A 19,212-nucleotide genomic window follows, 5' to 3' on the forward strand; every position below is an offset into this window, starting at 1 on the left:
GCCGGGTCTCCGGCGTGTCTGTGATGTTATGGACACGGTTTAAGGGAAGGTTTTTCTCCTCGCAATGGCAGGAGCGTTAACCGGCTATTCACCTTGAACGAAAGAAGATACAACAAGATTACAAAATATTGCTGCGCCTGGGGTTGTGAGCCGATGTGCCGCTTTCTTGCCTACCGGGGAGAGCCGATCTTCCTTGACGAACTGGTCTGCGCCCCCGCGCATTCGCTGGTCCACCAGTCGCTTCATGCGGTGGAAGCGAAGACCGAGACCAACGGCGACGGCTTCGGCATCGGTTGGTACGGCGAGCGGAGCGAGCCCGGCATCTACCGCGAGGTGCGCCCCGCCTGGTCCGACGAGAATCTCAGAAGCCTCTGCGAGCAGGTGCGCTCCGGCCTCTTCTTCGCCCATGTGCGCGCCTCCACCGGTACCTCGACGACGCGGGCGAACTGCCATCCCTTCTCCCACGGCCGCTATCTCTTCATGCATAACGGCCAGATCGGCGGCTATCACCGCATCAAGCGCAAGCTTGAGGCCATGATCCCCGACGAGCTTTACGACCGCCGTCAGGGCACCACGGATTCGGAGGCGATCTTCCTCGTGGCGCTCGCCAACGGATTGGCCGACGAGCCGGTGAGCGCGATGGCGCGGACCCTCAAGCAGATTCGTGGCCTGATGGAAGAGGCCGCCATCGACGAGGCCTTGCGCTTCACAGCCGCCTTTACCGACGGCGAGAATCTCTGGGCCTATCGCTGGGCCTGCGATGCCAAGCCGCCGACGCTTTATTTCCGCGAGGAAAAAGGCAACCTGCTCGTGGTCTCCGAGCCCATCGACGACAAGACGCGCGGCTGGCGCGAGGTGCCGAAGGGCTGCAGCCTCGTGGCGCGGGCGGGCCAGCCGGTGGCCGTGCACTGCCTCAACGAAGCCATGGCTCAGCTCGCGGCCTGATCGAACTCATCATTCGAAGAGTTTAAATAATTCTGCCGATGCGCTCTTCTGCTGGCCTTCCAGCTGGTCGCGCTTTTTGCGGGCTCGGTCGACCCAATCCGTCACCACGGCATGATCAAGGAAGAAATCGTCGAGCCTTCCTTCCTGATACGCCTTCAGAAACGCGGCGAGAGACGCAAGCTCGATCCGACGATCCCTCGGCGAATACCAGACGCCAAGCCGCTCCTCCGAATGTTCTTCTGCAAGGAAGTAATGGGCCGGCGCAAAATCGGGATGTTCCTTTACAAGGGCCTTGAGTCTCGCATCCCGTTCCACGGCGTCGAATTGAAGAGCATGCAAGAGGGCAGTGGCGCGGGTGGGCGCATCCTCATGCAGTTCGGCATAGACCTGACGCGCCATGGCAGGGCCCTCATGCTCGCGCACGAGAGCCGCATAGCGCAGGTGAGGATCGATAAACTCCAGACCCATGCGGGCGAAATTGTAATAGGCTCGATGAGCCCCGGAGATTTCGCCCTTCGCCTCGAAGAGCAGAGCTTTGTAATAAAGACCCGGCGCGGATTTGGAATCCTCGATCAATCCGCCTTTCTGCGAAATTTTGGAAAAGGTTTCCGCTGGATTAGTCGACAGCACAAGGCCCTGTGCGACCTGTTGAGCAGGAGAGGGATTGGCCACGGAGGCGATCTGCGGCTCGGCAGGCAAGGCAAGGTGTCTGCCGATCAGGCCTGCTCCGGCCAGCAGGATCGCCGCGAGGCATGCGCCTCCGAACCAAAGAGCCGCCTTTCGATTCATGCCCGGTATCGGACGCGCCGCTTCCGCCTCGATCTCCGTTCCCGGCCATGCGATGGCGAAGGTATGGATCGGGGCGGGAATATTCTTCACGGCCCGCTCACCGAGATCGATGAAGGGCACGGAAACCTCGCCCGCAACCACCTCATGCACGGCTTGCGAGACGCAAACCCCGCCGGGCTTCGCCAGATTTTCGAGGCGGGCGGCGAGATTGACGGCCATGCCGAGGAGGTCGCCGTTGCGCTCGGTGACCTCGCCCATGGATATGCCGATGCGGAGCTGCAGCCAGCGCTGGGGCGGATGGGACAGATTGCGCGCCCTGATCGCTTCCTGGATGTCGATGGCGGCACGCACGGCCTTCAAAGGGGTTTCGAACTCGCACATGATCGAGTCGCCGGCCGTGTTGAAGATTTTTCCGCCATGCCGGGCAATAAAGGTCTCGCAGGCCCGGTGATAGGCTGTCAGCCTCCGGAGCGTGCCCTCTTCATCTTCAGCGACCAGCCGTGAGAAGCTCACGACGTCGCTGGCCAGGATTGTCGCCGTTCTGCGTCTCATCCGTGACCCTGCTTCCCGAAAGGACTTTCAGCGAGCCCTCGCTCTAAACCGGCGGTTTCGAGCTTATGGAAACTGACCCAGGGTCAATATGTTATACAGTTTCCGATTAAATCAAGGTCTACGAAACCTATTTGAAGAAAAGAAAGGGCTTGGACAGCCCTTTTCTTCAGAGTCAAGCTGAGCCCGGGAAGCTGGGCGTCAGTTCACGGAACCGTTGCCGCCCGAGAGCAGCGGCAAGAGTGCGTCTTTGAGCGCTTTCATCTGCAATTGGGTTTCCGCCTGCGCCTGAGGGCCGTCCGCATCCGGATTGAGGAGTGCGCGCAGGCGGGCATTCTCCAGGGCGAGGCGATCATTCTCGGCCATGAGGATCGCCACCTTTTCCTCCGCGACGCGCAGGCGGGCCTGCGCTTCGTTGCGCTCCTGCTCCCGTAACTGCACCCGGTCGCGCCAGAGGCGGCTCGCAACGGTTTCCGTTCCTTCCATCATCGTCGGCTCCTGGTGTGATGTTCTGTCAGAGCTTTCCATCGCGCAGGCTCTCTTAAGGGATTGTTGCCGAGAAAGGTTAACCATCCAGCTCCGGATAGTGCCGGAAGATGCCTTCCTCGTTGAAGGGGATGCGGCGCGGACTCTCGAGATAGGCCTTGATCCGGGGACGCTCGGCGACGGCGTCATGCTGGGCTGAAACCTTCGGCGCTTCCTTCAGCGCGCGCTTCGCGGCTTTCGGAAAGGCATAGAGCAGGCCTTCCACCACCTGGAACAAGGAGAGATCCACATAAGTGAGCGAGCTCCCGACGAGATGCCCGCTGCCCGATGGATTGCGCGTGATGATCGTCTCGAACCAGTCGAGAAATTTCGGGATGCGCTCCTTGCGGTATTCGGCGGAGCGCTTGAGCGCTTCTTCCTTCTGGTCCTCGTAGTAGAGACCGACACCGATGGGATGATGCGTGTCGTGAGCCTCGGCGACGAAGTCGGCAATGGTGAGTTGGATCTGGTGTGTCCAAAGACCTCCTGCCGGGTCTTTCGGTGCAAGGTTATGCCGCGCTCCGATAAAAAGAAGGATCGCCGCCGTCTGGCCGATGATCGTCTCACCTACCTTCAGGAAGGGTGGCGCGAAAGGCGGATGCTCCGCATGGTCCATCATCCGCATCATTACGGCGATGCCTTCCGACTCCCGCCCCACGTCGATGTAATCGGCTCCCGCTTCCTCCAGCGCCAGCCGCACGAACTCGCCGCGTCCTTGGATGGTGGGCCAGTAATAGAGTTCGTACGACATGGAAGGCTCCGGATATCTGCATCACCACGAGGAAGGATGGTGCTGCCATGCCCGATGTCAAAGGCTGTCTTCAGCCATTCTCTTCAGGGCCTCTCCTTCGAGGCGCAAATGCCGGTGGTGAAGATCGCGCATGCCGATGGCCTCGTAGAAGCGGATGGCGGGTCGCCCTTCCTCGACAAAGAGTTCGATGCGGATCCAGCCGCGCTCACGCGCGATCTTCGCGACGCCAGCCATGAGCGCCTGTGCAGCGCCTGAGCGGCGCTCTTCCGGCTGCACGTAAAGAGCATGGACGATGCCCATGGGCTTGCCGCGCCATCCGGCATAGCCGCGAAAGAACGAGATGAAACCGACAGGTTTGTCGCCGCGCTCGGCGATCAAAGCTTCGAAGAGCGGATCGGCGCCGAAGCCGTTCGTCTTGATGTCATCTGCCGAGACCCAAGGCGCTTGGCCTGGCAGATGATCCTCGATCAGGCCTGCGGTGAGGCGGAAGATCGTTTCCGCATCATCAGCCACGGCTTTCCGCACATGAAGCGCCGAACTCTTCATCGAGCACCTTTGGCCTAATGCGCCTCGTCCCAGTTCTGCGCGGCGCGGGCTTCAACGGCTAGCGGGACTTTCAGGGTCACGGCCGGGAAGGGCGCTTCCGTCATCACACGCGAGATCACGGGAAGCGTTGCCTCCACTTCGTCGTCGGGCGCTTCGAATACCAGTTCGTCGTGCACCTGCAGCAGCATGCGCGCGGAGAGGCGCTCGGCCTTGAGGGCATCCTCCATGCGGATCATGGCGCGGCGGATGATGTCGGCGGCGGTGCCTTGGATCGGCGCGTTGATGGCCTGACGCTCCACGCCCGCACGTTCGGATGGGTTCGGCGACTTGATCTGCGGGTAGTGGCACACGCGCCCGAAGAGCGTGGTCACATAGCCCTTCTCCTTACAGAACTTTTTCGTCTCGTCCATGTAGTTGCGGATGCCTGGGAACTGCTCGAAGTACTGCTTGATGAAGGCTGAGGCTTCCGAGTTGCCGATGCCGAGGCGCGTGGCGAGGCCGAAGGCCGAGATGCCGTAGATGATGCCGAAATTAATGGTCTTCGCCTGACGGCGCAGATCGGATGTCATCTGGTCGAGCGGCACGCCGAACATGGCGGAGGCGGTGGCCGCATGAATGTCGATGCCATTCGCGAACGCTTCCTGAAGCTGCGGAATGTCGGCGATATGCGCAAGCAGGCGCAGCTCGATCTGGCTGTAATCCGCCGAGATGATCTTGTGTCCTTCGGGCGCAACGAAAGCCTTTCGGATCTTGCGGCCCGCCTCGGTGCGGATCGGAATGTTCTGCAGGTTCGGATCGGATGAGGAGAGGCGGCCCGTCGTCGTAGCCGCAAGTGAGAAGGAGGTGTGCACCCGCTTCGTCTCGGGATGCATGTGATCCTGCAGCGTATCCGTATAGGTGGATTTCAGCTTCGCGAGCTGGCGCCATTCGAGGATTTTCGCGGGCAGTTCGTGACCAGCTTGAGCCAATTCATCGAGCAGTGTCGCGGGCGTCGCCCATTGGCCGGAAGGCGTCTTCTTCGCGCCGGGCAGGCCCATCTTGCCGAAAAGAATATCGCCGATCTGCTTCGGTGAGCCGAGGGCGAATTTCTCGCCCGCCATCTCGTGGATCTCGTCTTCGAGGCGCGCGAGCGTCTGCGCGAAATCGCCCGACAGGCGGCTCAAGATCTGCCGGTCCACGAGAATGCCGCGCATCTCCATGCGCGCGATCACGTCGACGAGCGAACGCTCCAGCGTCTCGTAGACAGTGGCGCGATGTTCGGAGACGAGACGGGGTTTCAGAACCTGCCAGAGACGCAGCGTAACATCCGCATCTTCGGCGGCATAAGCGGTCGCCTTGGAGATTTCGACCTTGTCGAAGGTCACCTTGTTCCGGCCCGTACCGGCGACCTCGGAGAAGCTGATGGGCGCGTGTCCAAGATGACGGCGCGACAGCTCGTCCATGCCGTGCGAGCCTTTGCCCGCATCGAGCACGTAGGAGATCAGCATCGTGTCGTCGATGGGGCGCAGATCGATGTTGTGGCGCTTGAACACGATCCAGTCGTATTTCAGGTTCTGTCCGATCTTCAGCACCGATGCGTCCTCCAGCATCGGGCGGACCGCATCGAGCGCGTCGGTGACCGGGATCTGTCCCTTCACGAGACCGCCGCCGAAGAGATCGGATTCGTCGCGGTGCTGCAGCGGCACATAGCAGGCCTTACCCGGTGCGAGCGCCAGCGAGAAACCGACCATGTCCGCACGGTTCGCGTCGAGATCGCTCGTTTCCGTATCGACGGCGACATAGCCCTGTGCAGTGGCCTGCGCGACCCATTCCTTCAGGCGCGCGAGATCCGTGATCGTCTCGTAGGACGACGTGTCGATGGGAACGGATGAGGCTTCCGTCGCGCGCTTGCCCGCAAGCTGCGACGGCGTGCCGATACCCTCGATGGGTTTGCGTGCGGCGCCCGTTTCCGGCAGGTCCATGCCTGCGAAAGGATCGACATCGCCGGAAGCCGCTTCGCCTTTCTCGAACAGCGGCGGCTCGGTATTCGCTCCGCCAAATCCGCCGCTGCGCTCCCACTTGATCGCCTCGCCGCCCGGCATCAGGCGCGGATCGGGCTCGATGGCGGCGGGGTCGGCATCGTAGATTTCCGCGATGCGGCGCGTGAGCGTGCTGAACTCCATGGCTTTCAGGAAGCCGACGAGAGTCTTGGCATCGGGCTCCGGCATGCGCAGATCGTCGAGCGGCACGGGCACCGGCGCTTCGCAATCGAGCGTCACGAGCTTCTTGGAAAGGCGTGCGGCTTCCGCGTTGTTGATCAGCGTCTCGCGCCGCTTGGGCTGCTTGATCTCGTTCGCGCGCTCCAGAAGCGTTTCGAGATCGCCATATTCCTTGATCAGCTGCGCGGCAGTCTTGAGGCCGATGCCGGGCACACCCGGCACGTTGTCCGACGTGTCGCCCATGAGCGCGAGAACGTCGCCGATCTTCTCCGGCGGAATGCCCTCCCATTTCTCGATGACGGCGGCTTCATCGAGGTTGCGCTCGGGGCGGTAGCCCGGCTTGCCCTTGGAGCCGGATTCGAAATCGTAGAAGCACACTTTCGGCCCGACGAGCTGCATCAGATCCTTGTCGGAGGAGATGATGAGCACATCCGCGCCACGCGCCTTCGCCTGCTGCGTATAGGTGGCGATGAGATCGTCCGCCTCGTAGCGCTGCAACTCCACGGGCTCCAGGCCGAAGGCGCGGATCGCCTCGCGCATCAGCGGCATTTGCACCTTCAGGTCTTCCGGCGCGTCGGGGCGGTGGCCCTTGTAATCCTCGTAGAGCTCCTTGCGGAACGAGCCCTCGGACTTGTCGAGCACGATAGCGAGATGCGTGGGCTTCAGGCCCGCCGCGCCGTCACGCATGAACTGCAGCAGCTTGGTGACGAACAGGCGCACGGCCCCCGTCGGCATGCCGTCCGAGCTGCGGGTATTGTACTTCTGGTCCTGGTTCATGGACTGGAAGTAGGCCCGGAAGATGAAGGAGGAGCCGTCGACGAGGAAGATGTGGTCGCCGGCTTGGACGGGACGGGAGGAAGCCATGGGTCTCGGACGTTGAGAGAATTCGACCCGCTACAGATAGTGTTTTCAGGGGCCGATGGCTACGTCCGCGGCTTCGTTATGCAGCCTTGAGGCGTGCCAAATCGAGGTCGAGTTCCCTCAGCGCCTGCATCACCACGCCCTCGGTGAGAAGATCGAGGGAGGATTCCACCACGTGGATGGCGGCAAGCGCCCTGAGTTCCGGAATGGTCTGCGATTCGAGGGCGGCCTCGAAGGAGGGGCGCAAAAGGCCCATGGCCCGGGTACCGGGGCCGCAGATCACGATATGGTCCGGCTCCAGCGTCTGGATCAGGATCGCCACCGCATCGCCCAGCACCTCGCCGGCTTCCTGGAACAGGTTGAGGAGGGCGGGATCCCCCGCGCGGGCCTGCTCCACGATGGTGCCCATGGCCTCCTCGCCCGGCAGCAGCAGGGTGGGGGCGGGGCGGTGGTCGATGAGCTGCGCGTCCCGGTGCAGGGCGTAATCGGCGAGATAAGCCTCGATGCAGCCGCGCCCGCCGCAGCGGCATTGCGGGCCGCTCCGGCGCAGGCGCACATGGCCGAACTCGCTGCCGCCGAAGCGCGCGCCGCGATACAGCTCGCCTTGGATGAGAAAGCCCATGCCAACGCCGTCGCCCACCATCAGGCAGGCGGTGCGGCCTGAGCGGAAATCGGGATTGAGCTGGGCGATGGCAAACGCCATGGCGCTGGCGTCGTTCTCGATCAGCACTGGCTTGCCGAGCCGCTCATTCAGGCCCGCCGCCAAGGGGAGATCGCGGGTGCCGAGCACCGGGCTCCAGGCCACGACGCCGTCCCGCGTATCCACATAGCCCTGGCAGGCGAGGCCGATGGCCTTCACATCCGTTGCGCCGGTTTCCTTGGCGAAGGCGGTGATGGTCTCGGCCAGGACATCCATCAGCTCCTCGGCCCCGAGATTGCGCAGCGGCTTCTCGATATGGCGGCTCGCCCGGTTGCGGCCTGCGCTGTCCACCAGGCGAAGCTCGATGCGGTTGAAGCCGGTCCATACGCCGATGACGCAGCCCAGCGAATCCGCAAAGAACAGGCGCGTCTTGGGGCGGCCCCGGATCAGGCCCGTGCCTTGATCCGCCGCCTCGTCCGCCATCAGGATTCCCTCGTCCAGGAAACTCGCCGTCAGCTCAGAGACGCTCGCCGGGCTCATGCCGAGATGCTGGCCGATTTCCACCCGCGCCATGGGGCCTTCCCGGCGCAAAGCGTCCAGAAGACGCCGCCGGGCGGTTTCGCGGGGGGAGAGGGGAGGTGTGGTCATGGCATTTATTTATTCACGCAACGAATAAATCATCGTGGGATAAAAAGGCTATCCGACCAAATAATGAGATCGCAGCCGCTTGAACGCTAGGTTGAGTAGGATAATTATTTCCCCGCTCGAAATATAACGCATGGCAGCGTGAGCCAACGTTCGTCAACCCGCCAAGGGGAGACAGCCTGCCATGAGCACAGGGCCTTGCAGGGAATTCCGGGCCCAGGAGGAAATCTATGTCGTTCAAGAAGCACGCTCTCATCAGCCTTGCCGCCTTGGCTCTCTCCACCTCCGCCGCCCTCGCGCAGGCCAAGGGTCCGGTGGTCGGCGTGAGCTGGTCGAACTTCCAGGAAGAGCGCTGGAAGACGGACGAGGCCGCCATCAAGGCTGCGGTCGAGAAGGCCGGCGGCACCTATGTGTCGGCCGACGCCCAGTCTTCGCCCGCCAAGCAGCTCACCGATATCGAAAGCCTGATCTCCCGCGGCGCCAAGGCGCTGATCATTCTGGCGCAGGATGCGGACGCCGTTCGCCCGGCCGTCGAGAAGGCGGTCGCCGAAGGCATCGCGGTGGTGGGCTATGACCGCCTCATCGAAATTCCGCAGGCCTTCTATCTCACCTTCGACAACGTCGAGGTGGGTCGTCTCCAGGCCCGTGAAGTGCTGAAGCTGAAGCCCGAGGGCAATTATGCCTTCATCAAGGGATCGGGCGCCGATCCGAACGCCAACTTCCTGTTCCAGGGCTCGATGGAAGTGCTGAAAGCCGCCATCGATTCCGGCAAGATCAAGAATGTCGGCGAGGCCTACACGGATGGCTGGCTGCCCGCCAACGCGCAGCGGAACATGGAGCAGTTCCTCACCAAGAACAACAACAAGATCGACGCCGTGATCGCCGCCAATGACGGCACCGCAGGCGGCGCGATCGCAGCGCTGAGCGCACAGGGTCTCGCAGGCACCGTGCCGGTCTCCGGCCAGGACGCCGACAAGGCCGCTCTGAACCGCGTCGCTCTCGGCACGCAGACCGTGACCGTGTTCAAGGACGCCCGCGAACTCGGCCGCAACGCCGCTGAAATCGCGGTGCAGCTCGCCAGCGGCAAGAAGCTCGCCGACATCCAGGGCGCGAAGCCGTGGAACCTCGGCCCGAAGAAGCAGAACATGACCGCTCTCTTCCTCACCCCCGTCGCGATCACGAAGGACAACCTCGACGTGGTCATCAAGGCAGGCTGGGCTTCCAAGGAAGTCGTCTGCCAGGGCGTGAAGGCAGGCTCGGTGAAGGCCTGCAACTAAGCAGACTTTTGCAAAATACGCCGCCTCCGTGTCATCCCCGGCCGGAGGCGGCAAAGCCGCTGGAGGGGAAGGGGATCCATATGCGCGCTGGCCTGTGGATCCCCTTCCCTCGCTTCGCTCGCCGGGGATGACACTTCATTGATGAATTGCGTGACACCATGAACGCACCTGTTGCCACAACCGCGCCGCCTCCCAGCACCACATCCGGCTCGCTTCTGTCGAAGCTCGAGATCGATGTGCGCATGCTCGGCATGCTGGCTGCCCTCGCCGTGATCTGGCTTGGCTTCGATCTTCTCTCCGGCGGCGTTTTTCTCACGCCGCGCAATCTCTGGAATCTCTCGGTGCAGACCGCCTCCGTCGCGATCATGGCGACGGGCATGGTGCTCGTCATCGTCACGCGCAACATCGACCTGTCGGTCGGCGCGATCCTCGGCGTCACCGGCATGATCATCGGCGTCGCGCAGGTGCAGTGGCTGCCCGCCTATCTCGGCCTCGAGCATTGGCTCACCGCGCCGCTCGCGGTGCTGCTTGCGATTGCTGTCGGCGGCGCCATCGGCCTCTTCCAGGGCTGGCTCATCGCCTATCTCGGGATTCCCTCCTTCATCGTCACGCTCGGCGGCCTGCTCGTGTGGCGCGGCGCGGCCTGGTGGGTCACGACGGGACAGACCGTCGCGCCGATGGATACGCGCTTCAAGGCTTTCGGCGGCGGTGTCGAAGGCGCGCTCGGCGCGACCGCCACATGGGTGATCGCGGCCATTGCCTGCGGCCTCATCATCATCGGGCTCGGGCTCTCCCGCCGCCGTCGATTGAGCTTCGGCTTCCCCGTGCGTCCCGGCTGGGCGGATGCAGTGATCGCTCTCATCACCTGCGGTGCAGTGCTGGGAGCGGCTGCCATCGCCAATTCCTATCCGATGCCCATGGGCACGGCCCGCGCCTGGGCCGAGGCTCGCGGCATCACCTGGCCCGAAGGTGGCCTGTTCATCTCGCAGGGCGTCGCGCTGCCGGTGCTGATCGCCGTGATCGTCGGTCTCGTGATGACGTTCATCGCCACACGCCGCCGCTTCGGACGCTACGTGTTTGCCATCGGCGGCAATCCGGAGGCGGCGGAACTGTCGGGCATCAATACCCGCTGGGCGCTGATGAAGGTGTTCGGGCTCATGGGCCTGCTCTGCGGTATCTCCGCGTGCATCTCTACTGCGCGCCTGAACGCCGCCACCAATGCAGCGGGCACGCTCGATGAGCTTTACGTGATCGCATCCGCCGTCATCGGCGGCACGTCGCTTGCGGGCGGCATCGGCACGATTGCCGGTGCAATGCTCGGTGCGCTCGTCATGCAGTCGCTGCAATCGGGCATGGTGCTGCTCGGCGTCGATACGCCCTTGCAGAACATCGTCGTCGGTGCAGTGCTCGTGCTGGCGGTATGGGTCGATAGCCTCTATCGCCGTCGCATCAAGTAAGAGAGGACGCGTATCATGCAAAACAATGGAACCGCGCCTCTCGTCGAAATGCGCAACATCTCCATCGCCTTCGGCGGCATCAAGGCCGTGGACGACGTGTCCATCGACCTGCGACCCGGCGAGGTGGTGGGTCTGCTCGGCCATAACGGCGCCGGCAAGTCGACGCTGATCAAGATTCTCTCCGGCGCCTACAAGCCGGATGCGGGTGAGATCTACGTCAACGGCCAGCACGCCGACATCTCCACGCCGCGCGATGCCAAGAAGTTCGGCATCGAGACGATCTATCAGACGCTGGCGCTCGCCGATAACATCGATGCGGCGGGCAACATCTTCCTCGGGCGCGAGGTTCTGACGCCCTACGGCACGCTCGACGACGCCACGATGGAATCCGAGACCCGCAAGGTCATGGCGCGGCTCAACCCGCATTTCCGGCGCTTCAAGGAGCCGGTGAAAGCACTCTCCGGCGGCCAGCGGCAATCGGTGGCAATCGCGCGTGCGATCTACTTCAACGCGCGCGTGCTGATCATGGATGAGCCTACAGCGGCACTCGGCCCCGCCGAGACGCAGCAGGTAGCGGATCTCGTGCTGCAGCTGAAGAAGGAAGGCATCGGCATCTTCCTCATCAGTCACGACATCCACGACGTGTTCGGCCTCGCCGACCGCGTCAGCGTGATGAAGAACGGCAAGCTCGTGGGCTCCGCCAACGTTCAGGACGTGACGCAGGACGAAGTGCTCGGCATGATCATCCTCGGCAAGTGTCCCGCAGGCGCAACGCCGGGACCAGGCGCAAGTTAAGAAGTGCAGTCATCCCGGGGCTGCGCAGCAGAACCCGGGATCGCATGACGAGACTAGCGCTCTATTCTGCGCACGATCCCGGATCTGCGCTTCGCTTCGTCCGGGATGACGCTGTGAATTAAGCCCTAGACCCTGCAACAACTGGAGCGGAAGCCGAGGCTTCCGCTTCTTCTTTTTTGCGCACCGTCTCCAGCGTATCCCGCCGCACGATCAGGCAGAGGATTGCGAGCGGGATGCCGAGAGCCGCCGTGCCGGTAAAGAGCAGCGGATAGCCGTAAGCATCCACCACCGCGCCGGATGCGCCGCCGATCAGCTTGCCAGGCAGTGCATAGAGCGAGCTGAGAAGCGCGTATTGGGTCGCCGCAAATCCGGGTGAGGTGAGGCCGGACATGTAGGCGATGAGGGCAGCGCCCGCGAAGCCTTGCGCGAAATTGTCGATGCTGATGGTGAGCGTCAGGCCCGTCAGCGTGGCATTGTCTGCGGCAAGCCAGGAGAACATCACGTTCGATCCGGCGGCGAGGCTTGCGCCGATCAGAAGCGTCCACCACAGGCCGAGGCGCGTGAGCGCGAAGCCGCCGCTGAAAGCACCGACGATGCCGATCCACACGCCGTAGAGCTTCGAGATATTGGCGATGTCGGCCTTCGAGAAACCGAGGTCGATATAGAGCGGGTTCGCCATGATGCCCGCCATGAAATCCGGCAGGCGATAGCAGGCGACGAGCGCCAGGATCGGCACCAGCATCATGCCTTTGCGCTGGAAGAGATCGGCGAGTGGTTCGACGATGGCTTGAGCGAACGGGACGTTCTTGCGGGCCTGGAATTCATCGATGCGCGGCGCGAGCAGGGTGCCGACAAGGCCCACGATCATGAGCGCCGCCATCGCCAGATAGGCGCTGGGCCAGTTCACGAGTTCCGCGATGTAGAGCGCACCCGCGCCCGCGCAGAGAAGCGCCAAACGGTAGCCGAGCTGGAGGCTTGCCGCCATCATGCCCTGCCGCTCGGTGGGTGCCGCATCGATGCGCCAGCCGTCGATCGCCACATCCTGCGTGGCCGAGAAGAAGGCGATCAGCACGGCGGAGACGATGGTGAGCGGCATACTGACCAGCGGCCCCGTGACGGCCATGCCGATGAGGCCCGCGATCACGCCGAGCTGCGCCAGCGCCATCCACCCGCGCCGCCGTCCGAGAAGGCGGGCGAGCACCGGCACGTCATAGCGGTCGACGATGGGCGCCCAGAGAAATTTGAAGGAATAGGCAAGGCCCACCCAACTCATCAGGCCGATGAGCGTGAGCGAGATGCCGGCTTCACGAAGCCACGTGGAGAGGGTGCTGAACACCAGCAGGAAGGGCAGGCCCGAGGAGAAGCCCAAAGGCAGCATGAGCGCGATGCGCCCGTCGGTCAGGACATCGCGGAAGGTGAGGCGGCGTTTGGCTTGGACCATGAAAGGCTCGATTGATGATTCAGCTTAAGCCCCTGAGGGCCGAGCGTGAAGCTGGCACCCGAGCCCTTGCGGAGATGTTAACGCGCCGTCGCGAGCTGCGTTGCCCCTGCCGCCGGGGCTTGGGCCACAGGCTGCTCCACCAGGGTCTCGATGGCATCGGCCACATGATCGGCGAGGCAATCGTAGCCCTTGTCGCTCATGTGAAAACCATCGGCCGAGAGCATGGAGCGCAGCTCCTCCGCGGACCGGTTGTTCCAATCCTGCATCATGGCGTAACGCGAGAAGACGGAAACCTTCCGCTCCTGCCCGAGGGTGCTCACCGCCTGGACGAAGCGTTCGTAGCGGCTCGTATCCTTGATGGTCGGGAAATATTGCTGGTCGAGGAGGATCAGGCTCGTCCCAGAGGACTTCACGGCCGAGATGCCGCGCTCCAGGAGCGCACGGAAGGCGCCTTCATCGACGCCCTTGACGGCGTCGTTCGTGCCGACCTGCCAGATCACGAGGTCGAAGCTCTGGTCCTTGAGGGCAGCCTCAAGCCGTTCGATGGTTTCGACAGCCGTCTCGCCGCCCTTGCCGGCATTGACGACGGTGACGCCGTCTTTCCAGCTCTCGCTCAACTCGTCTTCGAGCTGGGCCGGATAAGCGTGATCGGGCGACGAGGCGCCAGCGCCCTCCGTCGAGGATGATCCGATGGCGAGAATGCGGATGGGTTCATGGCGCGCGACCTTCCGGGTCAGGGAAGGCACGGTGTCGTTGACCGTGAAAACATTGCGCTTCGTCGCGCAGGCCATGTTGTCGGAAGACGCCGTGGCCGGCACGTTGAATAAAGCCAAGCTTAGGAAGAAAGCCGCCCCGGTGATGGCGACAATTCGAGCCCCTTTGCCTGCTCTTTTCTGCGGGCAGGCACCTTTTGTTTGTTCCATTCGAGATATCGCGCCAGTGCAAGAAGACTAATGATACCAAGAATGGTGAATACCATGCCGATCAATTGCGGACTAGCGGAGGATTTAACGGCCGCCAGCGTCATGATGACCTGCCCTGCAGCACTCAGGAGCGAGCCAACGGCAAAGATTGTGAGCGCATTCTGCCCCAGTCGGATCAGGTCAGGCCCGATACGCGTGGTCTTCAGCGCATCGCCAATTTTGTACTGCGCCAACACATAGGCGAGCGCCAGGAAGTGCAGGATGCGGGCAAGGCCCAGATCGTGCTTGGTAAGGTCGAGCTTCGCTGCAGCGACTTCAGGAAGCCACGGCCACAGACCGAGACCGGCTGAAGTGACAAGGGCCGAGAACACGAGGAAAATGACAGCGCCGACGGAAAGGCCGCGCTTGTAGGGAACCGGCCGCTCCAGCATCAGAAGCCCCGTCAGGATTCCGAGCGTGAACAGGAATTGCCAGGCAAACGGATTGAAGAACCAGGTTCCCGGCTCGGGCCAGCTGTGCAGGGTCAGCACGCCCATGCGGGCTAGTGCATAGACGCCGCCGGACACCAGGAGAGCGACGCCCGCATGAATTCGCGCCAGGATGAGCGCGACGGGCGCCCAGAGCATGAGAGCGATATAGAGCGGGAGAATGTTGAAATAGCCGAGCTGGTGTCCGAGCAGGATGATGCCCGTGATGCCCTTGGCCGTATCGCCGAACACAGCATTGCGCCCGTGTTCTTCGATGAGCCCGATCTCCTCGCTCAGTTCATAGCCGATGGAGAAAAGAACGATGGCGCCCGCCGTCAGGGCGAGGTGAATCCGATAGAGTTCGAAGGCGCGCTTCAGGCAACGCTTCACCACGCCGAACAGATCGCCCTGCGGAAGTTTCGGGCCATAGACGAGCGCAACCGACAGCCCCGATATGAAGATGAACGCCTCTGTCGAGTCTGAGAACCCGAAATTGCGCGGCGTGATGTGCTCGATGAGATTGCCTGGAATGTGATTGACGAAGATGATCACGAGGACGAGACCTCGCCAAAAATCGATCGTCGTATTCCGCTCCAAGGCTGCCATCGACCTGCTCTTCTATTCCTAACGGTATATGAAACGCCAAGGCGGCGACGGGGTTGCCTCGGCGCAATGCAAGGCAGGATGCAGTCGAATGCATCGATGAAGAATTCAGGCTATCACCGGGTGGTGAGGGGATCGAATTACAAAAAATTCATGTTCGCCGAAGCGTGACAGTTCGAGTCAATTTCTGCTTTCTCAAGCTCTTCGAAGAGCTTGGTCAGGAAGACTTCCAATGCCTGCTCGGGCGGGCAATCTTTTTCTGTCAGAACGCGAAGCCCCCATTGCTCGAGAACGGTCTGCTCCACGCGATTCGGACGTAACATGAAAACATATGAAGGTGGCCTGTCGCGCTCGTAGCCGGATCCGCTCCATGTTCTCCAGAGCCGATGCATGAGGAAGCGGATGTTGAGATCCGTCATGCTGTAGCCGATGAACAGAATGGTTTTGCCGAGCGCGTCAGAGCGGAACTTGATGTCGAGGGGCGACTCGAAGGACAGACGGTCGAAGTAGTCCGTCTCGGTGATCACGATGGAATCGTCATCGTCGAAATCGCCATGGTATTTCACGATCTGCGGCACGCCCTCCTGGACACGGGCGATGTCCTTGGCGTTGACGATCTTCACGTAATCCTTGTTCTGGAGGTCGAAGGCGGTTTCCAGGTTGCGGTCGAAATTCGTCGTGTAGATGATGGGAAAATCGAGCTTGCAGATAAGCTCGTGAACTTTCGAGGCTTTGAGCTTGTCTTCCGGAATGGTCCAGTTCCTGTCCATCCAGCTGCGCAAGGCTCCGATGCTGCCCTGCTTGATGCGATAGAACTCCGCGAGCGTCAGGTGGTTCAGCTCGATCTCCTTCAAGTCGGCCAGCTCGACATGGAGTTCCTGCGCCACATGCTCGATCAAGGTATTCCAGGAAGGCAGCCCCACGGTCATCGAGACACCGGCCCCGGCAAACAGGATCGCTTGCCGCTTCCTGATGGCCCCGACCAGATCGTCCAGCACTTCACAACGCTCCTGACAACGTCACTCGCCGTCCATAACGCTTGAGCAGGGCTATCGGGCTCAAAAATCACGAATAACTTGAGCCATGGAACTTGAGCGTTGCGGATATTGTCTTGAGAATGAAGGCTTCAGGCAGGGAGGGCCCGACGTGACAGCCTATCGGATCAAGCAGATCGAGACCGTTTATGAGGGATGGAAAAGGCTTCTGAAGCTTACAGTCCAGATGCCGGATGGGCGGACCATGTTCCGCGAGGTCCTCGACAGCGGCGAAGCTGCCGCCGTGCTGCCCTACGATCTGGAGCGGCGCAAGGTCATTCTCGTCCGGCAGTTCCGCGCGCCTGTCATGCATGTCGAAGGCCATCCGGATTTTCTCGAAGCAATAGCAGGGCTGCTCGACGAGGATGAGCCCGAGACGTGTGCTCGGCGCGAGAGCTTGGAGGAGGCAGGCCTGCGCATCGAGCGCCTGGAGCCGTTAGGCCATTTCTGGTCCGCGCCCGGCATGACGACGGAGCGCCTGCATCTGTTCCTCGCGCCCTATACGCAAGCCAGTCGTGTTGGCGAGGGCGGAGGGCTTGCCGACGAGCACGAGGACATCGAGGTGCTGGAGGTGAGCTTTCGCGAATTGGCGAAGCACCTCACCTCCAACAGAATTGCCGACATGAAGACGGCTATCCTCGTGCAGGCGCTGCAGTTGAAATATCCGCAGGCCTTCGAGGATTAGCGCAGGCGCTCGGCGTGCCAGCGCAGATGATCTTCTATGAAGGTTGCGATGAAGAAATACGAGTGATCGTAACCTTCCTGCCGACGCAGGGTGAGAGGCTGGCCTGCCTTGGCGCAGGCGTCTTCCAGCAGCTGCGGCTTCAGCTGGCTTTCAAGGAAGCTGTCTGACGTTCCCTGATCGACAAGGATGTCGGGCGCGCGTGCACCGCTCTCGATGAGCGCGCAGGAATCGTATTCGCGCCACGTGGATCGGTCTGAGCCGATGTAGTTCGACAGCGCCTTCTCACCCCATGGGCAGTTCATGGGAGAAGCGATGGGCGCGAAGGCCGAGACGGCCTTGAAACGCTCCGGATTGCGCAAGGCGATGGTGAGTGCGCCGTGTCCACCCATGGAATGGCCGGTGATACCCTGACGGTTCATGTCGGCAGGCAGGTTCTGTGCAATCAGCGCCGGCAGCTCGCGCTCGATATAGGAGCGCATGCGATAATTCCTCGCCCATGGCTCCTGCGTGGCGTCTACATAGAAACCCGCGCCAAGTCCGAAGTCATAGGCTCCTTCGGAATCGTCCGGCACGCCTTCGCCACGCGGGCTCGTGTCCGGCGCGATGAGAATGAGGCCGAGTTCCGAAGCCATGCGCTGCGCGCCCGCTTTGACGGTGAAGTTCTCCTCCGTGCAGGTCAGTCCTGAGAGAAACCACACCACCGGCACCTTGCCCTTGGCCGCTTGCGGCGGAACATAAGCCGCAAGCCGCATGGGCGTGCCGGTTTCCTGCGAGTTGTGGCGATAGACGAATTGCGTGCCGCCGAAGCAGCGCGATTGCGAGACGGTCTCGAAACTCATATGCGCCTCCGCTCAATAGACGATGACGGACCGGATGGACTTGCCCTCGTGCATGAGATCGAACGCGGTGTTGATCTCCTCCAGCGGCATGGTGTGCGTGATCAGATCGTCGATGTTGATCTTGCCCTCCATGTACCAGTCCACGATCTTCGGCACGTCCGTGCGTCCGCGCGCGCCGCCAAACGCCGTGCCCTTCCACACCCGCCCCGTCACCAGCTGGAACGGCCGCGTCGCAATCTCCTTGCCCGCTTCCGCCACCCCGATGATGATGCTCTCGCCCCAGCCGCGATGGCAGCACTCCAAGGCCTGGCGCATCACCTCCGTGTTGCCGGTGGCATCGAACGAAAAGTCCGCTCCGCCCCCGGTCAGGTCGACGATTGCCTGCACCACCTTGTCGGAGCCGACCTCCTTCGGGTTGATGAAGTCGGTCATGCCGAACTTCCTCGCCATCTCCGCCTTGGCCGGGTTGAGGTCGACGCCGATGATCTTGTCGGCGCCGACCATGCGCGCGCCCTGGATCACGTTGAGCCCGATGCCGCCCAAGCCAAACACCACCACATTGGCGCCCGGCCACACCTTGGCGGTATAGATCACCGCGCCGATGCCGGTGGTGACCCCGCAGCCGATGTAGCAGATCTTGTCGAAGGGCGCGTCCTCACGCACCTTGGCGAGCGCGATCTCGGGCAGCACGGTGAAGTTGGCAAAGGTCGAGCAGCCCATATAGTGAAACACGGTCTCGCCGTCGCAGCGGAAGCGGCTCGTGCCGTCGGGCATCACGCCCTGGCCCTGGGTGGCGCGGATGGCGGTGCACAGGTTGGTGCGGCGCGACAGGCAGGATTTGCAGTTGCGGCACTCAGGCGTGTAGAGCGGGATGACGTGATCGCCCACTTTGAGGGTGGTGACGCCGGGGCCGACCTCGCGCACGATGCCGGCGCCCTCATGGCCGAGGATGGCCGGGAACTTGCCCTCGGAATCGAGGCCGGAGAGGGTGTAGGCGTCGGTGTGGCAGACGCCGGTGGCCATGATTTCGACGAGCACCTCGCCGGCTTTCGGGCCGTCCAGGCGGATGGTTTCGATGGAAAGCGGCTTGCCCGCCTCCCACGCAACAGCAGCGCGCGTCTCCATGGTCTCTCTCCTCATGCGATTCGGTGCGGGAGTATGTGAACCGGTCTCACGCTAGGTCAATGGAAGTCAGTCTCCTTATCCGGGCTTTCCATAAGAGCCTTCCGATCATATGTGTCG

The 19,212-nt window shown here is 62.4% G+C and carries 17 protein-coding genes; 5 read left to right on the forward strand and 12 right to left on the reverse strand.

The window, feature by feature from the left end; translation table 11 throughout:
• Positions 1 to 153 precede the first annotated feature (153 nt).
• Positions 154 to 945: a class II glutamine amidotransferase gene (locus MHY87_RS09105; protein ID WP_239351190.1), complete on the forward strand. Its 792-nt coding sequence runs from the start codon at positions 154 to 156 to the stop codon at positions 943 to 945.
• A 9-nt stretch (positions 946 to 954) separates the two neighbouring features.
• On the opposite strand, the gene MHY87_RS09110 is transcribed toward MHY87_RS09105, so the two are convergent.
• The 6 genes from MHY87_RS09110 to MHY87_RS09135 form a co-directional block, all read right to left on the reverse strand.
• Positions 955 to 2,286, reverse strand: coding sequence for an adenylate/guanylate cyclase domain-containing protein (locus MHY87_RS09110; RefSeq protein ID WP_239351191.1), 1,332 nt, complete (start codon positions 2,284 to 2,286; stop codon positions 955 to 957).
• A 198-nt stretch (positions 2,287 to 2,484) separates the two neighbouring features.
• Complete coding sequence (locus tag MHY87_RS09115) at positions 2,485 to 2,772, reverse strand: hypothetical protein (protein ID WP_239351192.1); 288 nt, start codon at positions 2,770 to 2,772, stop codon at positions 2,485 to 2,487.
• Positions 2,773 to 2,848: 76 nt separating this feature from the next.
• On the reverse strand, positions 2,849 to 3,559 hold the full coding sequence (locus MHY87_RS09120) for a glutathione S-transferase (protein ID WP_239351193.1): 711 nt from the start codon (positions 3,557 to 3,559) through the stop codon (positions 2,849 to 2,851).
• Positions 3,560 to 3,616: 57 nt separating this feature from the next.
• Entirely contained in the window at positions 3,617 to 4,105 is a 489-nt protein-coding gene (locus MHY87_RS09125) for a GNAT family N-acetyltransferase (RefSeq protein WP_239351195.1), read from the reverse strand.
• Positions 4,106 to 4,119: 14 nt separating this feature from the next.
• Entirely contained in the window at positions 4,120 to 7,167 is a 3,048-nt protein-coding gene (gene polA, locus MHY87_RS09130; protein WP_239351197.1) for a DNA polymerase I, read from the reverse strand.
• Between the two features lie 76 nt (positions 7,168 to 7,243).
• Complete coding sequence (locus MHY87_RS09135) at positions 7,244 to 8,452, reverse strand: ROK family protein (RefSeq protein WP_239351198.1); 1,209 nt, start codon at positions 8,450 to 8,452, stop codon at positions 7,244 to 7,246.
• Positions 8,453 to 8,679: 227 nt separating this feature from the next.
• Here MHY87_RS09135 and xylF point away from each other — a divergent pair, with 227 nt between their 5' ends.
• From xylF to MHY87_RS09150, 3 genes are all read left to right on the forward strand, one after another.
• Positions 8,680 to 9,726 (forward strand): D-xylose ABC transporter substrate-binding protein, encoded by a 1,047-nt coding sequence (gene xylF / locus MHY87_RS09140; protein ID WP_239351199.1) that lies wholly within the window; start codon positions 8,680 to 8,682, stop codon positions 9,724 to 9,726.
• 158 nt (positions 9,727 to 9,884) lie between these two features.
• Positions 9,885 to 11,183, forward strand: a complete 1,299-nt coding sequence (locus MHY87_RS09145; protein WP_239351200.1) for a sugar ABC transporter permease — start codon at positions 9,885 to 9,887, stop codon at positions 11,181 to 11,183.
• 15 nt (positions 11,184 to 11,198) lie between these two features.
• Complete coding sequence (locus tag MHY87_RS09150) at positions 11,199 to 11,978, forward strand: ATP-binding cassette domain-containing protein (RefSeq protein WP_239351201.1); 780 nt, start codon at positions 11,199 to 11,201, stop codon at positions 11,976 to 11,978.
• Positions 11,979 to 12,096: 118 nt separating this feature from the next.
• Here the strand turns inward: MHY87_RS09150 and MHY87_RS09155 are convergent, their stop codons facing one another.
• The 4 genes from MHY87_RS09155 to MHY87_RS09170 form a co-directional block, all read right to left on the reverse strand.
• Positions 12,097 to 13,419 (reverse strand): MFS transporter, encoded by a 1,323-nt coding sequence (locus MHY87_RS09155; RefSeq protein WP_239351202.1) that lies wholly within the window; start codon positions 13,417 to 13,419, stop codon positions 12,097 to 12,099.
• A 77-nt stretch (positions 13,420 to 13,496) separates the two neighbouring features.
• The gene (locus MHY87_RS09160; RefSeq protein ID WP_239351203.1) at positions 13,497 to 14,252 is read right to left on the reverse strand and encodes an SGNH/GDSL hydrolase family protein; all 756 of its coding nucleotides are present in this window, start codon (positions 14,250 to 14,252) and stop codon (positions 13,497 to 13,499) included.
• Positions 14,253 to 14,254: 2 nt separating this feature from the next.
• Positions 14,255 to 15,415: an OpgC family protein gene (locus MHY87_RS09165; RefSeq protein ID WP_239351204.1), complete on the reverse strand. Its 1,161-nt coding sequence runs from the start codon at positions 15,413 to 15,415 to the stop codon at positions 14,255 to 14,257.
• Positions 15,416 to 15,552: 137 nt separating this feature from the next.
• Positions 15,553 to 16,410: an SIR2 family protein gene (locus tag MHY87_RS09170; protein ID WP_239351206.1), complete on the reverse strand. Its 858-nt coding sequence runs from the start codon at positions 16,408 to 16,410 to the stop codon at positions 15,553 to 15,555.
• Between the two features lie 148 nt (positions 16,411 to 16,558).
• Here MHY87_RS09170 and MHY87_RS09175 point away from each other — a divergent pair, with 148 nt between their 5' ends.
• Positions 16,559 to 17,131, forward strand: a complete 573-nt coding sequence (locus MHY87_RS09175) for an NUDIX domain-containing protein (protein WP_239351208.1) — start codon at positions 16,559 to 16,561, stop codon at positions 17,129 to 17,131.
• Here MHY87_RS09175 and fghA read toward each other — a convergent pair.
• Positions 17,128 to 17,970: an S-formylglutathione hydrolase gene (fghA, locus tag MHY87_RS09180; RefSeq protein WP_239351210.1), complete on the reverse strand. Its 843-nt coding sequence runs from the start codon at positions 17,968 to 17,970 to the stop codon at positions 17,128 to 17,130. The two genes, MHY87_RS09175 and fghA, sit on opposite strands and share 4 nt — an antisense overlap.
• Positions 17,971 to 17,982: 12 nt before the next feature.
• On the reverse strand, positions 17,983 to 19,095 hold the full coding sequence (locus MHY87_RS09185; protein WP_239351212.1) for an S-(hydroxymethyl)glutathione dehydrogenase/class III alcohol dehydrogenase: 1,113 nt from the start codon (positions 19,093 to 19,095) through the stop codon (positions 17,983 to 17,985).
• Positions 19,096 to 19,212 lie beyond the last annotated feature (117 nt).

This window comes from Microvirga sp. ACRRW (assembly GCF_022346925.1).
Classification (GTDB): domain Bacteria; phylum Pseudomonadota; class Alphaproteobacteria; order Rhizobiales; family Beijerinckiaceae; genus Microvirga.

Excerpts from the sequence above, each read along its gene's own strand:
- MHY87_RS09135 (WP_239351198.1), bottom strand. The coding sequence starts at position 8,452 with ATGACCACACCTCCCCTCTCCCCCCGCGAAACCGCCCGGCGGCGTCTT.
- MHY87_RS09105 (WP_239351190.1), top strand. The coding sequence starts at position 154 with ATGTGCCGCTTTCTTGCCTACCGGGGAGAGCCGATCTTCCTTGACGAA.
- MHY87_RS09145 (WP_239351200.1), top strand. The coding sequence starts at position 9,885 with ATGAACGCACCTGTTGCCACAACCGCGCCGCCTCCCAGCACCACATCC.
- MHY87_RS09165 (WP_239351204.1), bottom strand. The coding sequence starts at position 15,415 with ATGGCAGCCTTGGAGCGGAATACGACGATCGATTTTTGGCGAGGTCTC.
- xylF (WP_239351199.1), top strand. The coding sequence starts at position 8,680 with ATGTCGTTCAAGAAGCACGCTCTCATCAGCCTTGCCGCCTTGGCTCTC.
- polA (WP_239351197.1), bottom strand. The coding sequence starts at position 7,167 with ATGGCTTCCTCCCGTCCCGTCCAAGCCGGCGACCACATCTTCCTCGTC.
- MHY87_RS09185 (WP_239351212.1), bottom strand. The coding sequence starts at position 19,095 with ATGGAGACGCGCGCTGCTGTTGCGTGGGAGGCGGGCAAGCCGCTTTCC.
- MHY87_RS09115 (WP_239351192.1), bottom strand. The coding sequence starts at position 2,772 with ATGATGGAAGGAACGGAAACCGTTGCGAGCCGCCTCTGGCGCGACCGG.
- MHY87_RS09120 (WP_239351193.1), bottom strand. The coding sequence starts at position 3,559 with ATGTCGTACGAACTCTATTACTGGCCCACCATCCAAGGACGCGGCGAG.
- MHY87_RS09110 (WP_239351191.1), bottom strand. The coding sequence starts at position 2,286 with ATGAGACGCAGAACGGCGACAATCCTGGCCAGCGACGTCGTGAGCTTC.
- fghA (WP_239351210.1), bottom strand. The coding sequence starts at position 17,970 with ATGAGTTTCGAGACCGTCTCGCAATCGCGCTGCTTCGGCGGCACGCAA.
- MHY87_RS09155 (WP_239351202.1), bottom strand. The coding sequence starts at position 13,419 with ATGGTCCAAGCCAAACGCCGCCTCACCTTCCGCGATGTCCTGACCGAC.
- MHY87_RS09150 (WP_239351201.1), top strand. The coding sequence starts at position 11,199 with ATGCAAAACAATGGAACCGCGCCTCTCGTCGAAATGCGCAACATCTCC.
- MHY87_RS09125 (WP_239351195.1), bottom strand. The coding sequence starts at position 4,105 with ATGAAGAGTTCGGCGCTTCATGTGCGGAAAGCCGTGGCTGATGATGCG.